The sequence below is a fragment of the Rhodoferax ferrireducens genome, assembly GCF_049302455.1.
Taxonomy (GTDB): domain Bacteria; phylum Pseudomonadota; class Gammaproteobacteria; order Burkholderiales; family Burkholderiaceae_C; genus Rhodoferax; species Rhodoferax ferrireducens_B.
Map to the genome: position 1 here is coordinate 12,399 of NZ_JBAQMD010000082.1, position 18,337 is coordinate 30,735.

Genomic DNA, 18,337 nt, shown 5'->3' on the forward strand with positions numbered 1-18,337 from the left:
GTTAAAAATTCAGGTGCGCTTCTTTTTGCGCCCGCATGGTTTCATAGATGCGAATCTTGTTGCGGATGTAGTCCAGCGTCTCGCCCAGCACGCGCATGTCCGCCTCTACACGCCGGGCATGGTCCTCCATCAGTGTCTGGCGCTCGGCCAGGCTGGCGGGCGTGTTGCCCTGGCGCCGCAGCTGCGCATAGCGCTGCATGTCGCGCATCGACATGCCGGTGGCGCGCAAGCGCACCAGGAACTCAAGCCAGCGCATGTCGGCGTCGCCGTAGCGGCGTGCGCCGCCACGGCGCTCTACCGGCGCGATCAGGCCAATCTGCTCGTAGTAGCGCAGGGTGTAGGGGCTCAAACCAGTGGCCTTGGCCGCCTCGGCAATGCTCAGGGATGTGTTCATGGCGCTAATGTAAAACTTCGAGTGCACTCGAAGTCAAGCGCTTATTTCTTCCCAGGTGCGTCTGCGATCAATCCAGGTCCAGGAGGCCAACGGAGTTGCGGGACGCAGGTGCGAGCGCTTGTGACCATAATGTTGAGTCGCACCCCACACACACCCTATGAAGTCGGAGAACTGCCATGGCTTACACCTTGCTCATCGTCGAAGACCCCCGCCAGCGCAACACCCGCACGCCCGCCGAGGGACAGGCGGCGTATGACAGCATGGTGCAGTTTGCGCAGCAGCTCAAGGCCCGGGGCTTGTTGCTGGCGACCCAATCCATGACCTCACACGCCGCCGCCGCCCGGGTGCAGGTGCGCGACGGCCAATCACAGGTGCTGGACGGTCCGTTTGCCGAGGCCAAGGAAATGGTCGGTGGCTTCTTTTTGCTCGATTGCCAGACCCGGGCGCAGGCCATTGCCATTGCTGCCGAATGTCCTGCGGCGCAGTGGTGCACGGTGGAGGTCAGAGAGGTGGGGCCCTGCTTCACGTGATGCAGCCCCGGACAGGGTGATCAGGGTTTTCACCTAGAAAATAGTTGTCGAAATGGACGGCGCTGGTTCGTCGTGGAACTGAGGAATGCAATGACCGATCAAGACAAGATCGGTCAACGGCGCCTCAATCCGCAACACACAAGGAGAGCCCCATGCGATTCATGATTATTGTCAAAGCCACGCCGGATTCAGAGGCCGGCGTGATGCCACCCGACACGCTGCTGGCCGAGATGGCCGACTACCACGAGCAACTGGCCAAAGCCGGTGTGCTGCTCGATGGCTCGGGCTTGCAGCCCAGCGCCAAAGGGTGGCGCATCCGCTACAACGGCAAGAAGCCGGATGAGCGCACGCTGATCGACGGCCCCTTTGCCGAGTGCAAGGAACTCATCGCCGGCTACACCCTCATTCAGGTGCGCACGCGCGCGGAAGCGCTGGAGTGGACGCGGCGCTTCCCCAACCCCTCGATCGATGGCAAGCAAGCCGAGATTGAAGTGCGCCAATTGTTTGAGCTGGAAGATTTTGGCCCGAGCGAAACCGTGGAGCGCTTTCGCGACATGGGTATGGCTGCATCGGCACAAGTTTCCAGTTCCCTTAAATCTTGAAACAAGGAGCCGTGATCATGTCTAAACAGTCAGTCAAGCCCATTCCCGAGGGCATGCACACCTTGACGCCGCACCTGGTGTGCGCCGGTGCCGCCGATGCCATCGAGTTCTACAAAAAAGCCTTCAATGCGGTTGAGGGCTATCGCCTGCCGGGGCCCGACGGCAAGCTCATGCATGGCAGCGTGATGATTGGCGACTCCATGCTGATGCTGGTGGATGAAAATGCCGCATGGGGCGCGCTCGGACCCAAGAGCTTGAAAGGCTCGCCAGTGACGATTCACCTGTATGTGCAGGACGTCGATGCCGCCGTGGCCCAGGCTGTAGCTGCCGGTGCAACCATCACCATGCCGGTCGCCGATATGTTTTGGGGCGATCGTTATGGCGTGCTGCAAGACCCGTTCGGCCACAACTGGTCGGTGGCGACGCATCAGCGGGATTTGAGCCCGCAAGAGATACAAGAGGCGATGGCCAAGATGGACACGACGAACAAGACGGGCACTTGAGCCGCTGCAGCCGTGGCGGCAAGCGTTACACAACAGTCGCTGGAGGCGATCTGGCGGATTGAGGGGGCCAGCATCATCGCGGCGGTAGCCCGCATGGTGCGCGACATCGGCCTGGCCGAAGAACTGGCGCAGGACGCCCTGGTCGCGGCGCTGGAACACTGGCCCGCTGACGGTGTGCCGCACAATCCGGCCGCCTGGTTGATGACGACCGCCAAGAACCGTGCACTGGACCATTTGCGACGCGCCAGGATGCAGCTTGAGAAGCACGATCAGATCGGCCATGAGCTGGAGGCCCAGGAGGCTTTGATCGTGCCCGATTTTGTGGATGCCCTGGATGCGAGCCGATCGGACCATATCGGCGACGACTTGCTGCGCCTCATTTTCACGGCCTGCCACCCGGTGCTCTCGACCGAGGCGCGAGTTGCCTTGACCCTCAAGCTGCTCGGCGGCCTGAGCAGCGCCGAGATCGCACGGGCCTGCCTGGTGCCGGAGCCCACCGTCGCGCAACGCATCGTGCGCGCCAAACGAACGCTGACCGAGGCGCATGTGCCGTTTGAACTGCCCCGGGGTGACGCCTTGGGACCGCGCCTGGGCTCGGTGCTGGAGGTGATTTACCTGATTTTCAACGAGGGCTACACCGCCACCAGCGGCGGCGAGTGGATGCGCCCGGCCCTTACCGACGAAGCCGTGCGCCTGGGGCGCGTGCTGGCCGCTCTGGCGCCCGGGGAAGCCGAAGTGCATGGACTGGTGGCGCTGATGGAGCTGCAGGCCTCGCGCGCCGGTGCACGTGTTGACGCATCGGGCCGGCCCATACTGCTGCCCGATCAAGACCGCAGCCGCTGGGACCGGCTGCTGATTCGCCGCGGCCTTGCGGCACTGCAACGCGCCGAAGCCTTGGGCGGGACGCTGGGGCCCTATGCCTTGCAGGCGGCCATTGCGGCTTGCCACGCCCGCGCCAACACGCACGCAGAGACCGACTGGCCGCGCATCGTCGCCCTTTACGATGCACTGGCGCAGGTGATGCCCTCACCCATCGTCGAACTCAACCGTGCGGTCGCCGTCGGTATCGCTTTCGGCCCGGCAGCGGGGCTGGAGATCGTGGATTCGCTGCTGCGCCATCCCCAATTGGCACGTTACCACTGGCTCCCCGGTGTAAGGGCCGATCTGCTCGCCCGGCTGGGCCGGCATGAGGAGGCACGGGCAGAGTTTGAACGGGCGGCGGGTCTGGCGCAGAACACCCAGGAACGCCAGCTGCTGCAGGAGCGTGTACTGGCGCAGAGCCGACTTGAAACCCTCAAGCCGCGCGACCCAACGGCCGGCTGATCAGGCCAGCCACAGGCAATCTGATATTCCAAGGTCGGTTGGCGGGTCAAGCCGCCGTCACAGCGCGCCGTAGCGCCGCGCAAAGGTGCGATACTTTGTCTGACGCGGTTGAAAAACCTGTCTGTCACTCCTGGATTCACGCCTCACCGCCCAGCTGCGGCATGGCGGCCATTGCAATCTGTTGATGGTCCGCAACGTGCATAAAGCCCATCGACCAGCTCGGTGTGCGCAGTTAAGTGAGCAGCATCGGGTATTGACACGCTTGCGTCGTTTCCCCAACGGGGTCATCAGCCCTCTATTTGAAAACAAACCCTATGCGGATCAACCTGCTCTTCAGCTTGCGCGGCAAGCTCACTGCGATGCTGCTGCTTGCCAGCTTGACGGCGGCATTGGCGGTGGGCGGGACGGCTTATTGGCTGTTGATGCAAGACTTCAACGCAACGGTACGCGAGACCGCCTTCACCAATTTCCAGGCTGATATCCAGGCCTATATCGGCACGTATGGTTCATGGGAAAACGCGCGTCGCAGTCAGGTTTTTCACGAGTTCGTGATGCAGCGTCGAGGACCTTCCGGCAGCCTCAACCCCCTGCCGGGTGCGGGCAGCAGGCCTGCCTTGCCGGGAGAAACAGACGCCGGTGAAACACGTCGACAAGGTGCACCCGCGGGCGCTGTCCATCGTCGTGACCCGCCTTTTCATTTCATGCTGATTGATACGCAAGGTCATGTGCTGCTTGGGGGCGATGGTCGTCAAGACAATGCGGTGAGCGAGGATCTTCGCCGTGACGCGCGCCCGATCAGTGTGAACGGCAAGGTCGACGTGCTGGCCGTTCCTGTCGGATCGCCGCAACTGAGCACACAGGACAAAGCCTACCTTGGCGCCATGCGCAAGGCTTTGCAGAATGGCTTGCTGGCGGCTTGCGCGCTGACCGTTGTCATGGGGCTTGTGTTCGGTTCGCGCTTCGGCGCGCGGGTGCGCGAATTGACGTCCGCCATTCAATCCATGCGGGCAGACGGCAAAATACTGCAACAAGTGCCGGTGCACAGCCGCGACGAGATGGGGCTGCTGGCATCGGCGTTCAATCGCATGAGCCGCGAGTTGTCTCAGGCGCATTCGGCGTTGCGCAGGACGAACGAGCAGGTGCAGTCACAGGCTGCGCAGTTGAAGGAGCTTAGCGTGCGCGATCCGCTCACGCAGATGTTTAACCGGCGCTACTTCGACGAGCAGTCTGCGCTGCTGTATCAACAGGCGATGCGCCATGGCCGGTCGGTCAGTGTCATGGTGGGCGATCTGGACTATTTCAAATCGATCAACGATGACTTTTCTCACGCCATTGGCGACGAGGTGTTGCGCCGCGTGGCCCTGATATTGCGCAAGAATACGCGCAGCACCGATGTTGTTGCGCGTTACGGCGGCGAGGAGTTTGTGATCGCATTTCCCGAAAGCACGGTGCAACAAGCTGCCATTCGTTGCGAAGCATTGCGGGCCGCCATCGAGCAACATACATGGCAAGAGGTGCACCCGGATTTGCGCGTGACGATGAGCATGGGCTTGTGCGACGACACCAAGCGCGGTTCCATCGAAAAGATGCTGGCCGCTGCGGACGAGGGTCTGTACGAAGCCAAACGCAGCGGCCGCAACCGGGTGGTTAGCGGTTAAATTGCAGCGATGCAGCTGGAGTGGGCTGGTTGATCAGGGTTTCAGCAACTCGAATGCGCCCAGCGGCTGGGCTTGGCCATTCAGAATCACTTCCACCTTGTGAAGCCCCGGGTAGTGTTTGCGGGTGCTCATCTGCGCCAGCGACAGTTTTTTGGCTAGCGGCGCGGTCTGGCCGGGTGCCAGTTGCAGGGTTTTGAGCTTGAACACCTTGGCGCGGGTCTGGCCGTTGGCCTTGACGTAATGCACGCAAAAGTCCACCAACACGCTTTGGGCCGAGGTGTGACAGTTGCTGACCTCAAACTCAATCTGCACGGCACCACCGGTCACGGCAAGGCGGGGGCTGATCTGGGCGTTGGCCACGCTCACGCGGGGCGTCTGGCCAAACCCCAGCACCTGCAGCGCGCCGCTTTCACCCCGTTTGACGGCGGACCTCAAGGCATGGCCAACAATCCATGCGCGCTGCGCACTGGCACCCTGGAGCCAGGCTTGGGCCGTGCGGACCAGCGCGTCCGGGTGGTCCTTGCCAATATCGTTCAGGTTGTTGGCGACCGAGCGCCGCACATACAACTCGGGGTCATCCTTGAGCAGCTCCAGCAGCGCCAACACTGGCGCCGGATCGACCTGAAACCGGCGCAGACGCGGTGCCCAGGGCAGCCGGGGGCGCGTGCCTTCCGACACCAGCCGGCGAACGTGTGCACTGGGGTCGGCGGTCCAGGCCTGGAGCTGACGCAAGGTGGCTTCAGGGTGGTGCTCGATGAACGGGCGGATGCTGAACTCGGCCGTGAAGCGTTGCGTCAAGGCATGTTGTGCCCGCATCGACAGCTCGAAGTGGGCCAGGCCGAACTCAGCCACAAACTGGGTGTGCGGCAGGTACAGAAACGAGGCCAGGCTCTGGCCGGGGTCGCGGCCATGGGTTTGATCCAGCGAGTCCAGCAGGATGGCAAGCGCGTGCGCATAGTCGTCTGGTAAATGGCGGCGCAAGGCCTGGGCGATTTTTTTCCCCCGCGGCATCAGCGCCAGCGCGTCGTACCCGTCCAGCACGTCGCTGACAAAAGCCGTGCGGTTGAAAGACGGGTGCACCGCCGAGATCATGGCGGCAATCGCACGCGGCACATCGGCGCCAAACTGGTTTTTGAGGGCTTCAGCCATGGGTGGGTCATCTGGTGGTTATTGCTGGATTTTCCACCCATGACGCGGCCGGTGCTTCGTGGCATCGAGGTGATTTCGCTTAGACTCCTGCCAGAATTGGAACATGCCGGGGCCATGCAAGCCCCGAGTCTGCGACGCAAACCATTCTCGTGCCAAAAAATAGGTCGCAAACAGCAGGAATTGCCCTACCCGTCTCATGACCCGCTACCCGGAAACACCCACGAAAACCCGCTGGCTGGTGCGCATGCACCATCGTATGCGTGCCGGGTCGTTGGCCTTGATGTTCTTGGCAAGCGGAATGCATATATTTGAAAAGAACTACAGCGTTGCTGCCTGGGCACTTCTGGCACTGCTTTTTCTGCTCTATCCCCACGTTCAATATTGGCGCGCGGCCCGGGCCGCCGATAGCGTGAAAACGGAGTTGGACAACCTGCTGATTGACTCCTTGTTGCTTGGCCTGTTCATGGCGGCACTGGCATTCCCCGTTTGGCTTTGCTTTGCAGCCATCATTGCCACCTTGACCAACAACGTGGCCAACAAGGGCTGGCCCAGTGTGCCGAAAAACGTGCTGGCCATGCTGGCCGGCGCGCTGATATGGGTCACGGTGCGCGGATTCAGGTTCTCACCCGATACCAGCTGGCCGCTCACGATTTTTTGCATGGTGGGCACCTGCGGCTACGTGCTCGTGATCGGCAATGTCGGATTCCAAAGAAACCTCCAGCTGCGCCGGGTTCGGGAGGAGTTGCGAACGCGTGAACAAGAACTGTTGAAAGCCAACCAGAGCCTGGTCGTCAATCTCCAGGAAATTGAAGCCCTGCAGCAACAGCTGCGTGAGCAGGCCAGCCGGGATTCGCTGACCACTCTGTACAACCGTCGCTACCTCGACACCACGCTGGACAGAGAACTGGCGAGCTGCAAGCGCGAAGGCAAGCCCCTGTCCCTGATCATGATTGATGTCGATGATTTCAAGAAATACAACGATCTTCACGGCCACCAGGCCGGCGATCAATGTTTGATTGCCGTTGCGAATACCTTGCAGGCGAGCGCCAAGCGGGCCAGCGATCTGGCAGCGCGATACGGCGGTGAAGAATTCTTGCTGGTCTTGCCGGGCATGGACGCGACGGCAGCACAAGGGCTGGCCGAGGAGCTGCGCCGGGCCGTCGAAGCTTTGAGAATTCCCCACGAGCAGTCGCGCGGCGGCAAGGTCACCATCAGCATCGGCCTGGCTGTCATGACGAATGACAGTCACATGGATGTCGCCGGTTTGTTGCGCGCCGCGGACGAGGCGCTCTACCACGCCAAGCATGGCGGGCGCAATCAGGTTCGCCTTGCCGCGCAAACGCGCCGTGCGGCGCGCATCGCGGATGATGTCGCTGCGAATCTGGTTCAACTGGTCTGGCATCCGGCCTACGAATCGGGTCAAGCCGAACTTGACGCCCAGCATCGAGCCTTGTTTGGGCACGTCAACAACATCCTTGCCGCCTTGCTGCTGGAGCGGCCGGTCGATGAGGTTGCAGCACTCATCGACACGCTGATTGGCGATGTTGCCGAACATTTTGAGGACGAGGAAAAAATCATTTTGGCCGCCGGTTTTCCCGGCGCAGCGGCCCATGCTGCCATGCACCGTGAACTCATCGCTCACGCCGGCTATCTGGTCAGCCGCTTTAAAACCCGGGACCTTGACAGGGGGGAGCCGTTTCAATTCCTTGCACATGATCTGGTCGCTAGGCACATACTGGGGGAGGACCGTGAGTTTTTCCCCCATTTGAGCGCCTAATGCTGACGATGTGCTACGGAGACCCTGGATGCAACGCAGATTCTTTTTGACCGCAGTGCCTTGCCTGGCGCTCAGTGAGCTTGCCTGGGCGGCACTGCCGGACGACCAGCCCCCGCCCCACTACACCGTGTCTGCCGCACAACTGCAGCAGGCGGTGGCACTACGTTTTCCGCTGCGTTATCCGGTGGCGGGCCTGCTGAATCTGGACCTGCAGGCGCCGCGCCTGCGCCTGTTGCCCGAGCAGAACCGCGTGAACGCCGAGATGGCGGTCGAGGCCACCGGCCCGGCGCTTGAGCGCCGCCACACGGGCACGTTCGATGTGGACTTTGCATTGCGCTACGAGGCCAGCGACCGCACCCTTCGCGCCTACCAATTGCGCTTCAAGCACTTGCGCGTCGCCGGCCTGCAGCCTGCGGCATCCGAGTTGCTGAACGCCTATGGGCCGGCCCTGGCCGCGCAGTCCCTGCGCGAGGTGGTGTTGCACCAATTGCGCCCGCAGGACCTGGCCCTGGCCGATGTCATGGGGATGCAGCCGGGCAGCATCACGGTGACAGACAAGGGCCTGGTGATTGACTTTGTGACCAAGCCGCTGTGACAGCAAAACAGGAGCCTCAAAATGAAAATCGGCATGATCGGACTTGGCCGCATGGGTGCCAGCATGACCACGCGGCTGATGCGCGGGGGCCACGACTGTGTCATCCACGACCAGCACCCGCAGGCGCTTGAGCGACTGGTTGCACTCGGGGCGATTGGCACGGCCTCGCTACAGCAGCTGGTCACAGCCTTGCCGCAACCGCGTACGCTGTGGTTGATGGTGCCAGCGGCGGCCGTTGACGCGCTGCTGGCCGAATTGGTGCCGCTGCTCGGCGCCGGCGACATCGTCATCGACGGCGGCAACTCCTACTACCCTGACGACATCCGCCGCGCGGCAGCGTTGCAGGCCTTGGGCATCCACCATGTCGACGTGGGCACCAGCGGCGGCGTGGCCGGACTTGAGCGCGGTTTCTGCCTGATGATCGGCGGTGATGACGACGCGGTGCAACGGCTCACCCCCGTGTTCAAGACACTGGCGCCGGGCGCGGGCAGCGCCACACCGACACCGGGGCGCCGACCTGACAGCGGCAGCGCCGACCAGGGCTGGCTGCACTGCGGTCCGCACGGCGCCGGCCACTTTGTCAAGATGGTGCACAACGGCATCGAGTACGGTGTCATGGCCGCGTATGCCGAGGGCTTGAACATTTTGCGCCACGCCAACATGGGCAAGCACGCCGCCGAGGTGGACGCGGAAACCACACCGCTGCGCGCGCCCGCGCTGTACCAGTACGAGATGGACTTGCCCGAGATCGCCGAGGTCTGGCGGCGTGGCAGCGTGATCGGCTCCTGGCTGCTCGACCTGACGGCCGCCGCGCTGGCCGCCGATCCGGGCCTGGACGGCTTCGAGGGTCGCGTCTCCGACTCTGGAGAAGGCCGCTGGACGATCCAGGCGGCCATTGACGAGGCGGTGCCGGCACCTGTGTTGAGTGCGGCGCTGTACGCGCGTTTTGGCTCGCGCGGCCAGGCCGATTTTGCCGACCGCGTGCAATCGGCGATGCGTCATGAGTTTGGCGGCCATGTCGAGAAGCCCGCCCACAAAGAGACGACCACATCGCAAAAATGAAACGGCAACCCGACGCACTGGACGCCCAGATGATCAGGCTCGAATATACTATCTAAATAGTAGCTATCTTCTCAATGAACACGGGGGCTAGAGGCCTAAAACATCATAAGAATGCCGCACGCCGTCGACCGCCCCACGCTGCTGCCTGCACTGGCCTTCCTGGGCTTGGCACTGCCCTGGCTGAATCCGTTTTCACCGGGACCGACGCCGAACGTCGTGCCCTGGCTTGCCGCGCTGGCGGGTTTCGCGGTCATGCTGCCATGGCTGGCAAGAGCACGCCCGGCCCAGGTGGCGGCCTTGGCGGCCAGCGCCTGGCTGTTGGTGGCGCTGCTGAGTGCGCTGCTGGGCTTGCTGCAGTATTTTGGGGCGACCGGTGCGTTGGAGCCCTGGGTCAACAGCACCGGCCTGGGCGAGGCATATGCCAACCTGCGCCAGCGCAACCAATTTGCCACGCTGACCAATATCGGCCTGGCGGCCTTGTGGTGGTGGCTGGCGCAGGGTCCAGTCACATCCGCCACGGGTGATGGCGCCGCGCGTCCATCGTTCCTCGGCTGGCGCACGCTAGCGCCGCTGGCGGCTGCGGCCTTGCTGGCGCTGGGCAACGCGGCGTCCTCGTCGCGCACCGGCATGGTGCAATTGCTGCTGCTGACGCTGCTGGCCGGGGTCTGGCGCGCCAGTGGCTGGCGCCGGCCCGCCGTGCGCCGGGTGCTGCTGGTGGCCGTGCTGGCCTACGCGCTGGGTGCGCTGGCATTGCCGCTGTTGGTGGGCCAGGATCTCCATGCCAGCGGCATGCTGGCGCGTCTGCAGCAAGGTGACCCGCACTGCGCCAGCCGCCTGACCTTGTGGGGCAATGTGCTGCACCTGATCGCGCAAAAACCGGGGTTAGGCTGGGGCTGGGGCGAGCTCGACTACGCCCACTTCATCACGCTCTACCCCGGCCGGCGCTTTTGCGACATTCTGGACAACGCCCACAACCTGCCGCTGCATCTGGCGGTCGAGCTAGGCCTGCCGCTGGCAGCGGCGCTGTGCGGCACCGGCCTGTGGCTGACCCTGCGCGCCAAACCCTGGCGTGAGTTGGACCCGACGCGGCAACTGGCTTGGTCGGTGCTGGGCTTGATCCTGCTGCACAGCTTGCTGGAGTACCCGCTGTGGTACGGGCCGTTCCAAGTGGCGTTTGGCCTGAGCGCCTGGCTGCTGTGGCGCCCGGCAGCACCCTTGTCATCCCAATCATTTTGGCCATTTGAGCCGCTAGCCACCGTCCTGCCTTCGTTAGTAGCTACTTTAATGATAGTATTTGTGGCCTACACCGCCTGGGACTACCAGCGCGTCAGTCAGCTTTACCTGAGCCCCAAAATGCGCGCTGAGGCCTATCGCACGCACCCGTTGGAAAAGATTCAAAGCAGTTGGCTATTTCAGGACCAGCTGCGCTTTGCCGAGCTCACCACCACCGCATTGACAGCCGCCAATGCGGCGCACCTGCACCAATTGGCCCTGGACCTGCTGCACTTCTCTCCCGAGCCGCGCGTGATTGAAAAACTGATCGACAGCGCCACGCTGCTCGGGCGCGCCGACGAAGCGCAGTTTTACCGGCTGCGTTACCAGGCGGCGTTTCCCGGCAACCGGGCAGGCGGGGCATCCGGCACCCTCACCAGGCAAAACTGAAGCTGATCCAGAAAACACCATTGACTGCCTGAATGGCACATTGGTGAACTGCATACCCTGAAGGAATAACCAAGCTGGGCCGCCCCGGCCCACTGAAGGAGCGGCACCGCAAGCGCGACCCGGTGCGTCGCCACCACGCCCGCGCTGGCAAGCGCTGGACTTCGGCCAGCTCAAGAAGGAATCTCGCGACGTGTTCGCTGGCGCACAGACAACGCCAACATGATGGCGCAAAGTCAACTTCAATGTCCCGTTGCGAGCTTGAGCCGTGCCTGCGCTGAAGGTGCTGATGCGAATGGGTTGAGCGGGCATGTCGATGTGTGTCAGGTTTTTCGTGCCGTCTGCCAGAAAAGCTCGGCCCGGTTCGTCAAATCCAGATCACGGCGTTCAATTGATATTTTCACCACCTTCAAGGAGTCGATTTATGTACGGATTCAGCATTCAATTAAAGGCCCCGTTTGATACCGCTGTTGCGCAGGTCACCGAGGCACTGAAAAAGAAAGGGTTCGGCGTGCTCACCGACATTGATGTCAGGGCGACGTTGAAAACCAAGCTCAACATAGAACACCTGCCGTATCGCATACTCGGCGCGTGCAACCCGCCACTCGCCCACCGCGCGATCGAGGCCGATCCTGATATCGGCCTGCTGCTGCCGTGCAACGTGGTGGTGCGTGAAGAAGCTGATGGCGCCATCACGGTGGCGTTCATGGACCCCGAGGCCGTGCTGGGCCTGGTTGACAAACCGCAAGTGCATGCCATTGGCAAGGAAGTACTGGCACTTTTGCACCGGGTCAGCGCGAGTCTCCAGACATGAAGAGCGAGCCACCGCCCGCGGCGTCGGCCACGACCCCGGCTTTGGAGGTCAACATTAGCGCCGATCTGGCGTCGGTGGACGTCATGCACCTGGGCCGCCTGGTGACGATCATGCGCAATCAGAATCCGGACAATGCCATCAATCCGGAATATGCCAAGACGGCGCGCAAATGCCCGCCATTCTGCATCCAGCCCAGTGAACTGGCGCCTGGCGTGAAAACCATCGCGGAACTCGAAGTGTTGCACTTTCTCAAGAAGACCAGCGACGGCGACGCGTCCATGCTGGTCATCGACTCGCGCACCAAGGCCTGGGTGGAAAAAGGCGTCATCCCCGGGACCGTGAACATCCCGTGGGATACGCTTGACATCGGAAAATCGGACCAGATCGCCGTGCAGGCCATTCTGGAAAACCAACTGGGCGTCAGGCAGCGCGATGGCTTCCTGGATTTCAACCAAGTCAAGACGCTGGTTCTGTTCTGCAACGGCTCCTGGTGCGGACAGTCGCCGACCACGATCAAGGGTCTACTGAAAATCGGCTATCCGCCGCACAAAATCCTGTGGTATCGAGGCGGTATGCAGGATTGGGAAAGCCTCGGGCTGACCACGCTCAAGCCAGTGGACCATTGATACAGCGTCTTCGCGCAAGCGTGTGCACTTCAGTCGGGCCGCAGTCTCAAGAGAGGCAGAACGTTCCCTCTATATCAACGACTTAAGTGCCGTTGACAAAACTGCCCGACTTGCCGCCGTGTTTCTCCAGCAGCTTGATACCGGTCATCACCATGCCGCGGTCCACGGCCTTGCACATGTCGTAAATGGTCAAGAGCGCCACCTGCACGGCGGTCAGCGCCTCCATCTCGACGCCGGTGGCGCCCACGGTCTCCACCGTTGCGGTACAGAAGATGCTGCTGGCCCGCGTCTCATCGGCTTGGTCGGTTTCAAAATCAATAGCAACTCGGGTCAGTGCCAGCGGATGGCACAAGGGGATCAGCTCGCTGGTTTTCTTGGCCGCCATGATGCCGGCAATGCGTGCAATGCCCAGCACATCGCCTTTCTTCGCCGTGCCGGCCTCAATGATGGCCAGCGTGCTGGGCAGCATCTCAATGCGGCCACCGGCGATGCCGATGCGGTGGGTCGCGGCCTTGCCGGCCACGTCTACCATGTGGGCCTGGCCCTGGGCGTCAAAATGGGTGAGTGCGTTCATGGAAGAAATTCGTTACAGTTAAAAATTACGGGCAGGCGCCAACTTGACAGAACCTTCATCTTCGCCGCGCATCATACGATGCACGGGCTGGCGTGTCGGGTCTGAGGAGACCCGCCCCACGTTGAGCGACCGAACCGTGCCATCCTGTCACCGCGCCGCTGCCCACTGAAATTACATCGACGGTATTTATTTTGACCAAAAATATTACATCAAACAAGGCTCTGGCCCCCGTCAACAAGGCGTTGTTAGCTATCGTTATAGTAGCTTTTGGCATGGCCGACCTGAGCCCGGCACGCGCCCAGTCCACGGGCGCCCAGATCCCGACGCTGGGCGACACCAGCACCATGGGCAGCAGCGACGAGCGCCGCCTGGGGGATCGCATCGCGCGTGAAATCTACCGCGACCCGGACTACCTGGACGACCCGGTGCTGGCCGAGTACGTGCAGGGCGTCTGGCAACCGCTGCTGGCGGCAGCGCGCGCGCGCGGTGACCTGTCGCCCGAACTGGCCGAGCGTTTCGCCTGGGAGGTCATGCTGGGGCGCGACCGCACGGTCAACGCCTTTGCCCTGCCGGGCGGCTACCTGGGCGTGCACCTGGGGCTGATTGCCGTGGTCAGCAACCGCGACGAGCTGGCCTCGGTCCTGGGGCACGAACTCAGCCACGTCACGCAGCGCCATATTTCGCGCCTGATGTCCAAGCAGGGGCAAATGGCACCCTGGATGATTGGCGCCATGGTGCTGGGTGCGCTGGCGGCGGGCAAAAGTGCCGATGCCGGCAATGCGCTGATCGTGGGCGGCCAGGCGGTAGCGGCGCAAAACCAGCTCAATTTCTCGCGCGACATGGAGCGCGAGGCCGACCGCGTGGGCTTTGGCATCATGACCGAGGCCGGCTTTAAAGCGCAGGGTTTTGTCTCGATGTTTGACAAGCTGCAACAGGCCTCGCGCCTCACCGACAACGGCGCCTACCCTTACTTGCGCAGCCACCCGCTCACGACCGAGCGCATCGCCGACATGCAGGCGCGTCAGGGCCTGGCCGCGCCAGGGCCGGTCAAAGCCCCACTGACGCTGGAACACGCCCTGGTGGCGGCGCGCGCCCGGGTGCTGTCCAACGTCGACGTCGATGCATTGAGGGCTTGGCAGCTTGATGCCGCCAGTGCCGGCCTGAGCACCCAGGCTGCGCCCCGGCAGGCGGGCGTCTGGTATGGCGCCGCGCTGGCCGCCAGCCAGTTGCGCGACTTTGCCCAGGCACGCATTGACCTGGAGCACTTGCGTGGCTTGGTGACGGGCGATGCCAGCGCGACGCGCCTGGCGCGGCTGCTGCAGGCCGAAATCGCCTTGCGCGCGGGTGATGCCGCCGGCGCGCAAACGGTCTTGAACACCCTCCTCACCGCGGCGGCTGCGCCCGGTGCGGTCACCGCGCAGGACCAGGCATCGACCACGCGGCGCCCGGAGCTGCTGCTGGCGGCGCAGATCGCCCTGCAAGCGGGCCCAGCTGGGCCGACTGACCCGGCTGGCGGCAGCGCCGCGATCGCGGCGGTCGCGGTGCGCCTGCAAACCTGGGTCGCTGCGCACCCGCGCGATGCGCAGGCCTGGCAGCTGCTGTCAAGCGTGCTGGGCGCGCAGCACCAGACCCTGCGCGCCCTGCGCGCGGACGCCGAAGCCCAGGTGGCACGGCTGGATTACGCGGCGGCGCTGGACCGCTTCAAGGCGGCGCAGGCGGTTTCACACCAGCAGCATGGCGGCCAGGCAGCGGCCGACCACATCGACGCGTCCATCATCGACACGCGCCAACGGCAGGTGCAATCACTGCTTAAAGAACAGACGCTCGATCGCTGAGTCGATCACGACGCCAAACACCGAGTAGATCAGCGAGCCCCACAGCGCCGCGCCAAAGCCGCGCACGTGAAAGCCACTGAGCACACCCGCGGCGGACCAGAACATCAGTGCGTTGATGACAAACAAAAAGAGCCCGAGCGTGATCACCGTCACCGGCAGTGTCAGCAGCACCAGCACCGGGCGGAGCAGCATGTTAAAGAGGCCAATGACCAACGCGGCAATCAGCGCAGCGCCGAAGCTGTCGACCACAACCCCGCTGTAAAGATAAGCCACGGCGAGCAGGGCGGCGGCACTGAGCAGCCATTTGGTGATGAGTTTCATGGCGCAAGAATAGCACCCGACAGCGGGCAAGGCATGACGGTTGTCAACGCCCCGCGGTGCTTTTAAGTCTGGCCTGACGCTTTTTTTATTTCTTTCAGGGCTTCTGGAAACCGCCGTCCGCCCAGGCCGTGGCGCTGCTGCGATTGAGCTTGAAGCCCGGCGACACGCGCAGCTGCGCCAACTCAGTCCCAGCCTCATCCTGCGCCGTCAAGGTGGCAGAAGGGTTGTCGTCATCGGGCACGATGTCAAGCAGCACGGTCACGCGGGCATTTTTGGCCGTCACGGTGATGCTTTGGTGCAGCGTGGCGTGCAGTTGCTGCTCGTGGCGGCGCACAAATTCCGCGGCGGTTTTGACCAGCGTATAAAAGGCATTGCCGTCCAGCGGTTTCGGGTTCTTCTTGTCGCGCCCCATGGTCCACGGGCCAATCAAGGCAGGCTCGGGTTCACCGTCCTTGATCATGGCCACGGCCCAGCCGTCGTCGTCTTCATTCTTGATCACGCGGGCGGTCCAGCCGTTGTCGCGCCACAGTCGGGGTTGTTCGATTTTGCTGTCGGGGTCGAGAAGTAGGTCGGTCACGGCTGGATTTTAGCGGCCGGGTCCGGGCTCGCCTGGCGCTTGCGCCACCAGCCTGCGCCCAGCACACCCGCCACCGCCACCGCGTAGGTGCCCCAGCGGGCGACGCGCTGAATCGCCTCCAGCGGCTCGCTGGCGTTGCCAAACAGGCTGGCCAGCAGCGGCTCGTTGACGATCATTTTGGCGGCGGTAAAGGCCAGCACGGCCGCGCCGATCTGGATGATGGCCGGAAAACGCTCGACCAGTTTCAGCACCACCGTGCTGCCAAACACCACAATCGGCACACTGATCAACAGGCCGATGATGACCAGGTCAAAGGCGCCGTGCGCGGCCCCGGCCACGCCCAGCACGTTGTCCACGCCCATCAGCGCGTCGGCGACGATGATGGTCTTCATGGCGCCCCAAAAGGTGCTGACGACCGGGCCGTCGTGTTCCTTGCCCTCGTCCTCGGCCAGCAGTTGGTAGGCAATCCACACCAGCCCCAGGCCGCCGACCCCCATCAGGCCGGGGATCTTGAGCAGCCAGACCACGCCCACCGTCATGACGGAGCGCACCACAATGGCGCCCACGGTGCCCCACACAATGGCTTTGGTCTTAAGGGGAGCCGGCAAATTGCGTGCCGCCAGCGCAATGACGATGGCGTTGTCGCCGGCCAGCACCAGGTCGATCAAAACAATGGCCAGCAGGGCGGACCACCAGGCGGCAGAAAATAATTCCATGGCAAAACCTTAATAATTTTTTGTGTTGGTCAACACCGGCTGTGCAATGCGCTGATGCTGGTTTGAGCCGAGCTTCGCGCGCTGCACCACCCGTGCATGGCGAAGGTCTTGCTCGATGGTGCCCACCACGGCCTGGAAAAACCAGCCCTTGATACGCCTCATCGGGTGCACCGGGCAGGCGTTCGGCCTGCCGTATTGACGATGCACCCACAGGGAGCTACTCCCCTTCAGGCGCCGATTAAACCACCAAATCGTCGTTTTGCTGTTGCTGGTTTTTGATGGCGCTTGCCGCCTGGGGTTAAGCCAGAACCCGTTGACCCCCGCTATGATCCGCTCCCCATGGCTGCGCTACACATCACCGACATCGAATCCGCCATCAACTACTGGCGCGCCCTCGCGCCCGCCAGCTTGGAGGGCGCGCTGGCCACACCCACCCGTGCGCTGGCCGAGGTCTATGCCGCGATGGTGTTCCAGCATGTGGTCGAAGTCGATGAGTTCACCCTGCCGCAGGCCGCCCTGCAGGCCTGGCTGGCCTGGTATGACAGCACGCCCGACACACCCTGCATTGCCATCTGCTCGACCAGCCAGGGCGATGAAGAATGCAAGGGCTGCGGCCGCACGTTTGCCGAGGTGCAGCACTGGACGGCGCTACGCCCGGCCGAGAAGCGCCAGATCTGGCGCCGTATCACACTGGCGGGCAAGGCCTGGCGTTTCAACCGCTATGCCGAACGCGCTGCGCCTCAGAGCGACATGCCGCCCGACACTTCAATCACCGCGCCGTTGATATAACTGGCCTCGTCGCTGGCCAAGAAGGCGTAGACGTTGGCAATTTCCTCGGGCTTGCCCAGGCGTTTGAGCGGCACTTTGGCCTGCAGGTCCTGCAAAACCTTCTCGGGCATGGCCGCCACCATCGGTGTGGTGATGAAACCGGGCGCCACCGCGTTGACGCGGATACCCTTGGGGCCCAGCTCGCGGCTCCAAGTCTTGGTGAAGCCGATCACGCCAAACTTGGTCGCGGCGTAATTGGTCTGGCCAAAATTGCCGTAAATACCCACCACCGAGCTGGCGTTCAGAATCACGCCGCTGCCCTGCGCCACCATGAGGTCGGCCACGGCCTGCGCGCAATGAAAGACACCACGCAGGTTGACGTCGATGACGCGGTCAAACTGTTCCAGCGTCATTTTTTGCAGGCGCGCGTCTTGCGTGATACCCGCGTTGTTGACCAGCACGTCGATGCGGCCAAACTGCGCCTTCACACTCGCCACCATGGCGTCAATCGTGGCGCGCTGGGTCACATCCGCCACAAAACCCGCTGCCGTGGCGCCCAGGGCGCGGCACTGTGCCACGGCCCCGTCCACGCCCGCCTGTTTGATGTCGCAGACGATGACGATGGCGCCCTCGGCGGCAAACTTGAGGGCGGTGGCCAAGCCGATGCCTTGGGCGGCACCGGTGATGAGGGAGACTTTGTTGAGCAGGCGGGCAGTGGTCATGTTGAGCTTGGAAAGGTTGGCTTGTGAAGCCCATCATCTTAGCGGCCCGCCAGCGGCGCCCCGAAACCGCTGAGCCGCTCGATGGACTCGACCAACTCACAATGAAATTGATAGCGCATCACGACCTAAGCA

Annotated in this window: 21 protein-coding genes; 13 read left to right on the forward strand and 8 right to left on the reverse strand. The window is 63.0% G+C overall.

What is annotated here, in order from left to right:
* Position 1 precedes the first annotated feature (1 nt).
* Positions 2-394, reverse strand: a complete 393-nt coding sequence (locus WA157_RS14160; RefSeq protein WP_422621575.1) for a MerR family transcriptional regulator — start codon at positions 392-394, stop codon at positions 2-4.
* Between the two features lie 176 nt (positions 395-570).
* Between WA157_RS14160 and WA157_RS14165 the strand changes: the two genes are divergently transcribed.
* From WA157_RS14165 to WA157_RS14185, 5 genes are all read left to right on the forward strand, one after another.
* Positions 571-924, forward strand: a complete 354-nt coding sequence (locus WA157_RS14165) for a YciI family protein (RefSeq protein ID WP_422621576.1) — start codon at positions 571-573, stop codon at positions 922-924.
* A 152-nt stretch (positions 925-1,076) separates the two neighbouring features.
* Positions 1,077-1,526, forward strand: a complete 450-nt coding sequence (locus WA157_RS14170; RefSeq protein WP_422621577.1) for a YciI family protein — start codon at positions 1,077-1,079, stop codon at positions 1,524-1,526.
* 17 nt (positions 1,527-1,543) lie between these two features.
* A complete protein-coding gene (locus WA157_RS14175; RefSeq protein ID WP_422621578.1) occupies positions 1,544-2,029 on the forward strand; it encodes a VOC family protein in 486 nt (161 codons plus the stop codon).
* Between the two features lie 12 nt (positions 2,030-2,041).
* Positions 2,042-3,352 (forward strand): RNA polymerase sigma factor, encoded by a 1,311-nt coding sequence (locus WA157_RS14180; RefSeq protein ID WP_422621579.1) that lies wholly within the window; start codon positions 2,042-2,044, stop codon positions 3,350-3,352.
* A gap of 314 nt (positions 3,353-3,666) precedes the next feature.
* Positions 3,667-5,010, forward strand: coding sequence for a GGDEF domain-containing protein (locus WA157_RS14185; protein WP_422621580.1), 1,344 nt, complete (start codon positions 3,667-3,669; stop codon positions 5,008-5,010).
* Positions 5,011-5,043: 33 nt separating this feature from the next.
* Here the strand turns inward: WA157_RS14185 and WA157_RS14190 are convergent, their stop codons facing one another.
* Positions 5,044-6,159 (reverse strand): DNA alkylation repair protein, encoded by a 1,116-nt coding sequence (locus tag WA157_RS14190; RefSeq protein ID WP_422621581.1) that lies wholly within the window; start codon positions 6,157-6,159, stop codon positions 5,044-5,046.
* A 256-nt stretch (positions 6,160-6,415) separates the two neighbouring features.
* On the opposite strand from WA157_RS14190, the gene WA157_RS14195 reads away from it, so the two are divergent.
* From WA157_RS14195 to WA157_RS14220, 6 genes are all read left to right on the forward strand, one after another.
* The gene (locus tag WA157_RS14195) at positions 6,416-7,936 is read left to right on the forward strand and encodes a diguanylate cyclase (protein ID WP_422621611.1); all 1,521 of its coding nucleotides are present in this window, start codon (positions 6,416-6,418) and stop codon (positions 7,934-7,936) included.
* Positions 7,937-7,964: 28 nt separating this feature from the next.
* On the forward strand, positions 7,965-8,531 hold the full coding sequence (locus WA157_RS14200; protein WP_422621582.1) for a DUF1439 domain-containing protein: 567 nt from the start codon (positions 7,965-7,967) through the stop codon (positions 8,529-8,531).
* Positions 8,532-8,552: 21 nt separating this feature from the next.
* Positions 8,553-9,593 carry a phosphogluconate dehydrogenase (NAD(+)-dependent, decarboxylating) gene (gene gnd / locus WA157_RS14205; RefSeq protein ID WP_422621583.1) on the forward strand — a complete coding sequence of 347 codons (1,041 nt, stop codon included), beginning with the start codon at positions 8,553-8,555 and terminating at the stop codon, positions 9,591-9,593.
* 111 nt (positions 9,594-9,704) lie between these two features.
* Positions 9,705-11,255: a Wzy polymerase domain-containing protein gene (locus WA157_RS14210; RefSeq protein ID WP_422621584.1), complete on the forward strand. Its 1,551-nt coding sequence runs from the start codon at positions 9,705-9,707 to the stop codon at positions 11,253-11,255.
* Between the two features lie 421 nt (positions 11,256-11,676).
* Positions 11,677-12,066 (forward strand): DUF302 domain-containing protein, encoded by a 390-nt coding sequence (locus WA157_RS14215; protein WP_422621585.1) that lies wholly within the window; start codon positions 11,677-11,679, stop codon positions 12,064-12,066.
* Positions 12,063-12,692 (forward strand): rhodanese-like domain-containing protein, encoded by a 630-nt coding sequence (locus WA157_RS14220; RefSeq protein WP_422621586.1) that lies wholly within the window; start codon positions 12,063-12,065, stop codon positions 12,690-12,692. The genes WA157_RS14215 and WA157_RS14220 overlap by 4 nt, the downstream gene beginning before the upstream one ends.
* Positions 12,693-12,774: 82 nt before the next feature.
* Here WA157_RS14220 and moaC read toward each other — a convergent pair whose 3' ends face one another.
* The gene (gene moaC, locus WA157_RS14225; protein WP_011466300.1) at positions 12,775-13,266 is read right to left on the reverse strand and encodes a cyclic pyranopterin monophosphate synthase MoaC; all 492 of its coding nucleotides are present in this window, start codon (positions 13,264-13,266) and stop codon (positions 12,775-12,777) included.
* A gap of 272 nt (positions 13,267-13,538) precedes the next feature.
* On the opposite strand from moaC, the gene WA157_RS14230 reads away from it, so the two are divergent.
* A complete protein-coding gene (locus tag WA157_RS14230; protein ID WP_422621612.1) occupies positions 13,539-15,101 on the forward strand; it encodes a M48 family metalloprotease in 1,563 nt (520 codons plus the stop codon).
* Here the strand turns inward: WA157_RS14230 and WA157_RS14235 are convergent.
* From WA157_RS14235 to WA157_RS14250, 4 genes are all read right to left on the reverse strand, one after another.
* Complete coding sequence (locus WA157_RS14235) at positions 15,069-15,422, reverse strand: phage holin family protein (protein WP_422621587.1); 354 nt, start codon at positions 15,420-15,422, stop codon at positions 15,069-15,071. The two genes, WA157_RS14230 and WA157_RS14235, sit on opposite strands and share 33 nt — an antisense overlap.
* Before the next feature lie 94 nt (positions 15,423-15,516).
* Positions 15,517-15,999: a hypothetical protein gene (locus tag WA157_RS14240; protein WP_422621588.1), complete on the reverse strand. Its 483-nt coding sequence runs from the start codon at positions 15,997-15,999 to the stop codon at positions 15,517-15,519.
* Positions 15,996-16,715, reverse strand: coding sequence for a TerC family protein (locus WA157_RS14245; protein ID WP_422621589.1), 720 nt, complete (start codon positions 16,713-16,715; stop codon positions 15,996-15,998). Before WA157_RS14245 ends, WA157_RS14240 begins: the two co-directional genes overlap by 4 nt.
* A gap of 9 nt (positions 16,716-16,724) precedes the next feature.
* On the reverse strand, positions 16,725-16,877 hold the full coding sequence (locus WA157_RS14250) for a hypothetical protein (RefSeq protein WP_422621590.1): 153 nt from the start codon (positions 16,875-16,877) through the stop codon (positions 16,725-16,727).
* 177 nt (positions 16,878-17,054) lie between these two features.
* Here WA157_RS14250 and WA157_RS14255 point away from each other — a divergent pair, with 177 nt between their 5' ends.
* Positions 17,055-17,504, forward strand: coding sequence for a DUF3717 domain-containing protein (locus WA157_RS14255; RefSeq protein WP_422621591.1), 450 nt, complete (start codon positions 17,055-17,057; stop codon positions 17,502-17,504).
* Here the strand turns inward: WA157_RS14255 and fabG are convergent.
* A complete protein-coding gene (fabG, locus tag WA157_RS14260; RefSeq protein ID WP_422621592.1) occupies positions 17,456-18,205 on the reverse strand; it encodes a 3-oxoacyl-ACP reductase FabG in 750 nt (249 codons plus the stop codon). The genes WA157_RS14255 and fabG overlap by 49 nt on opposite strands.
* Positions 18,206-18,337: the final 132 nt, after the last annotated feature.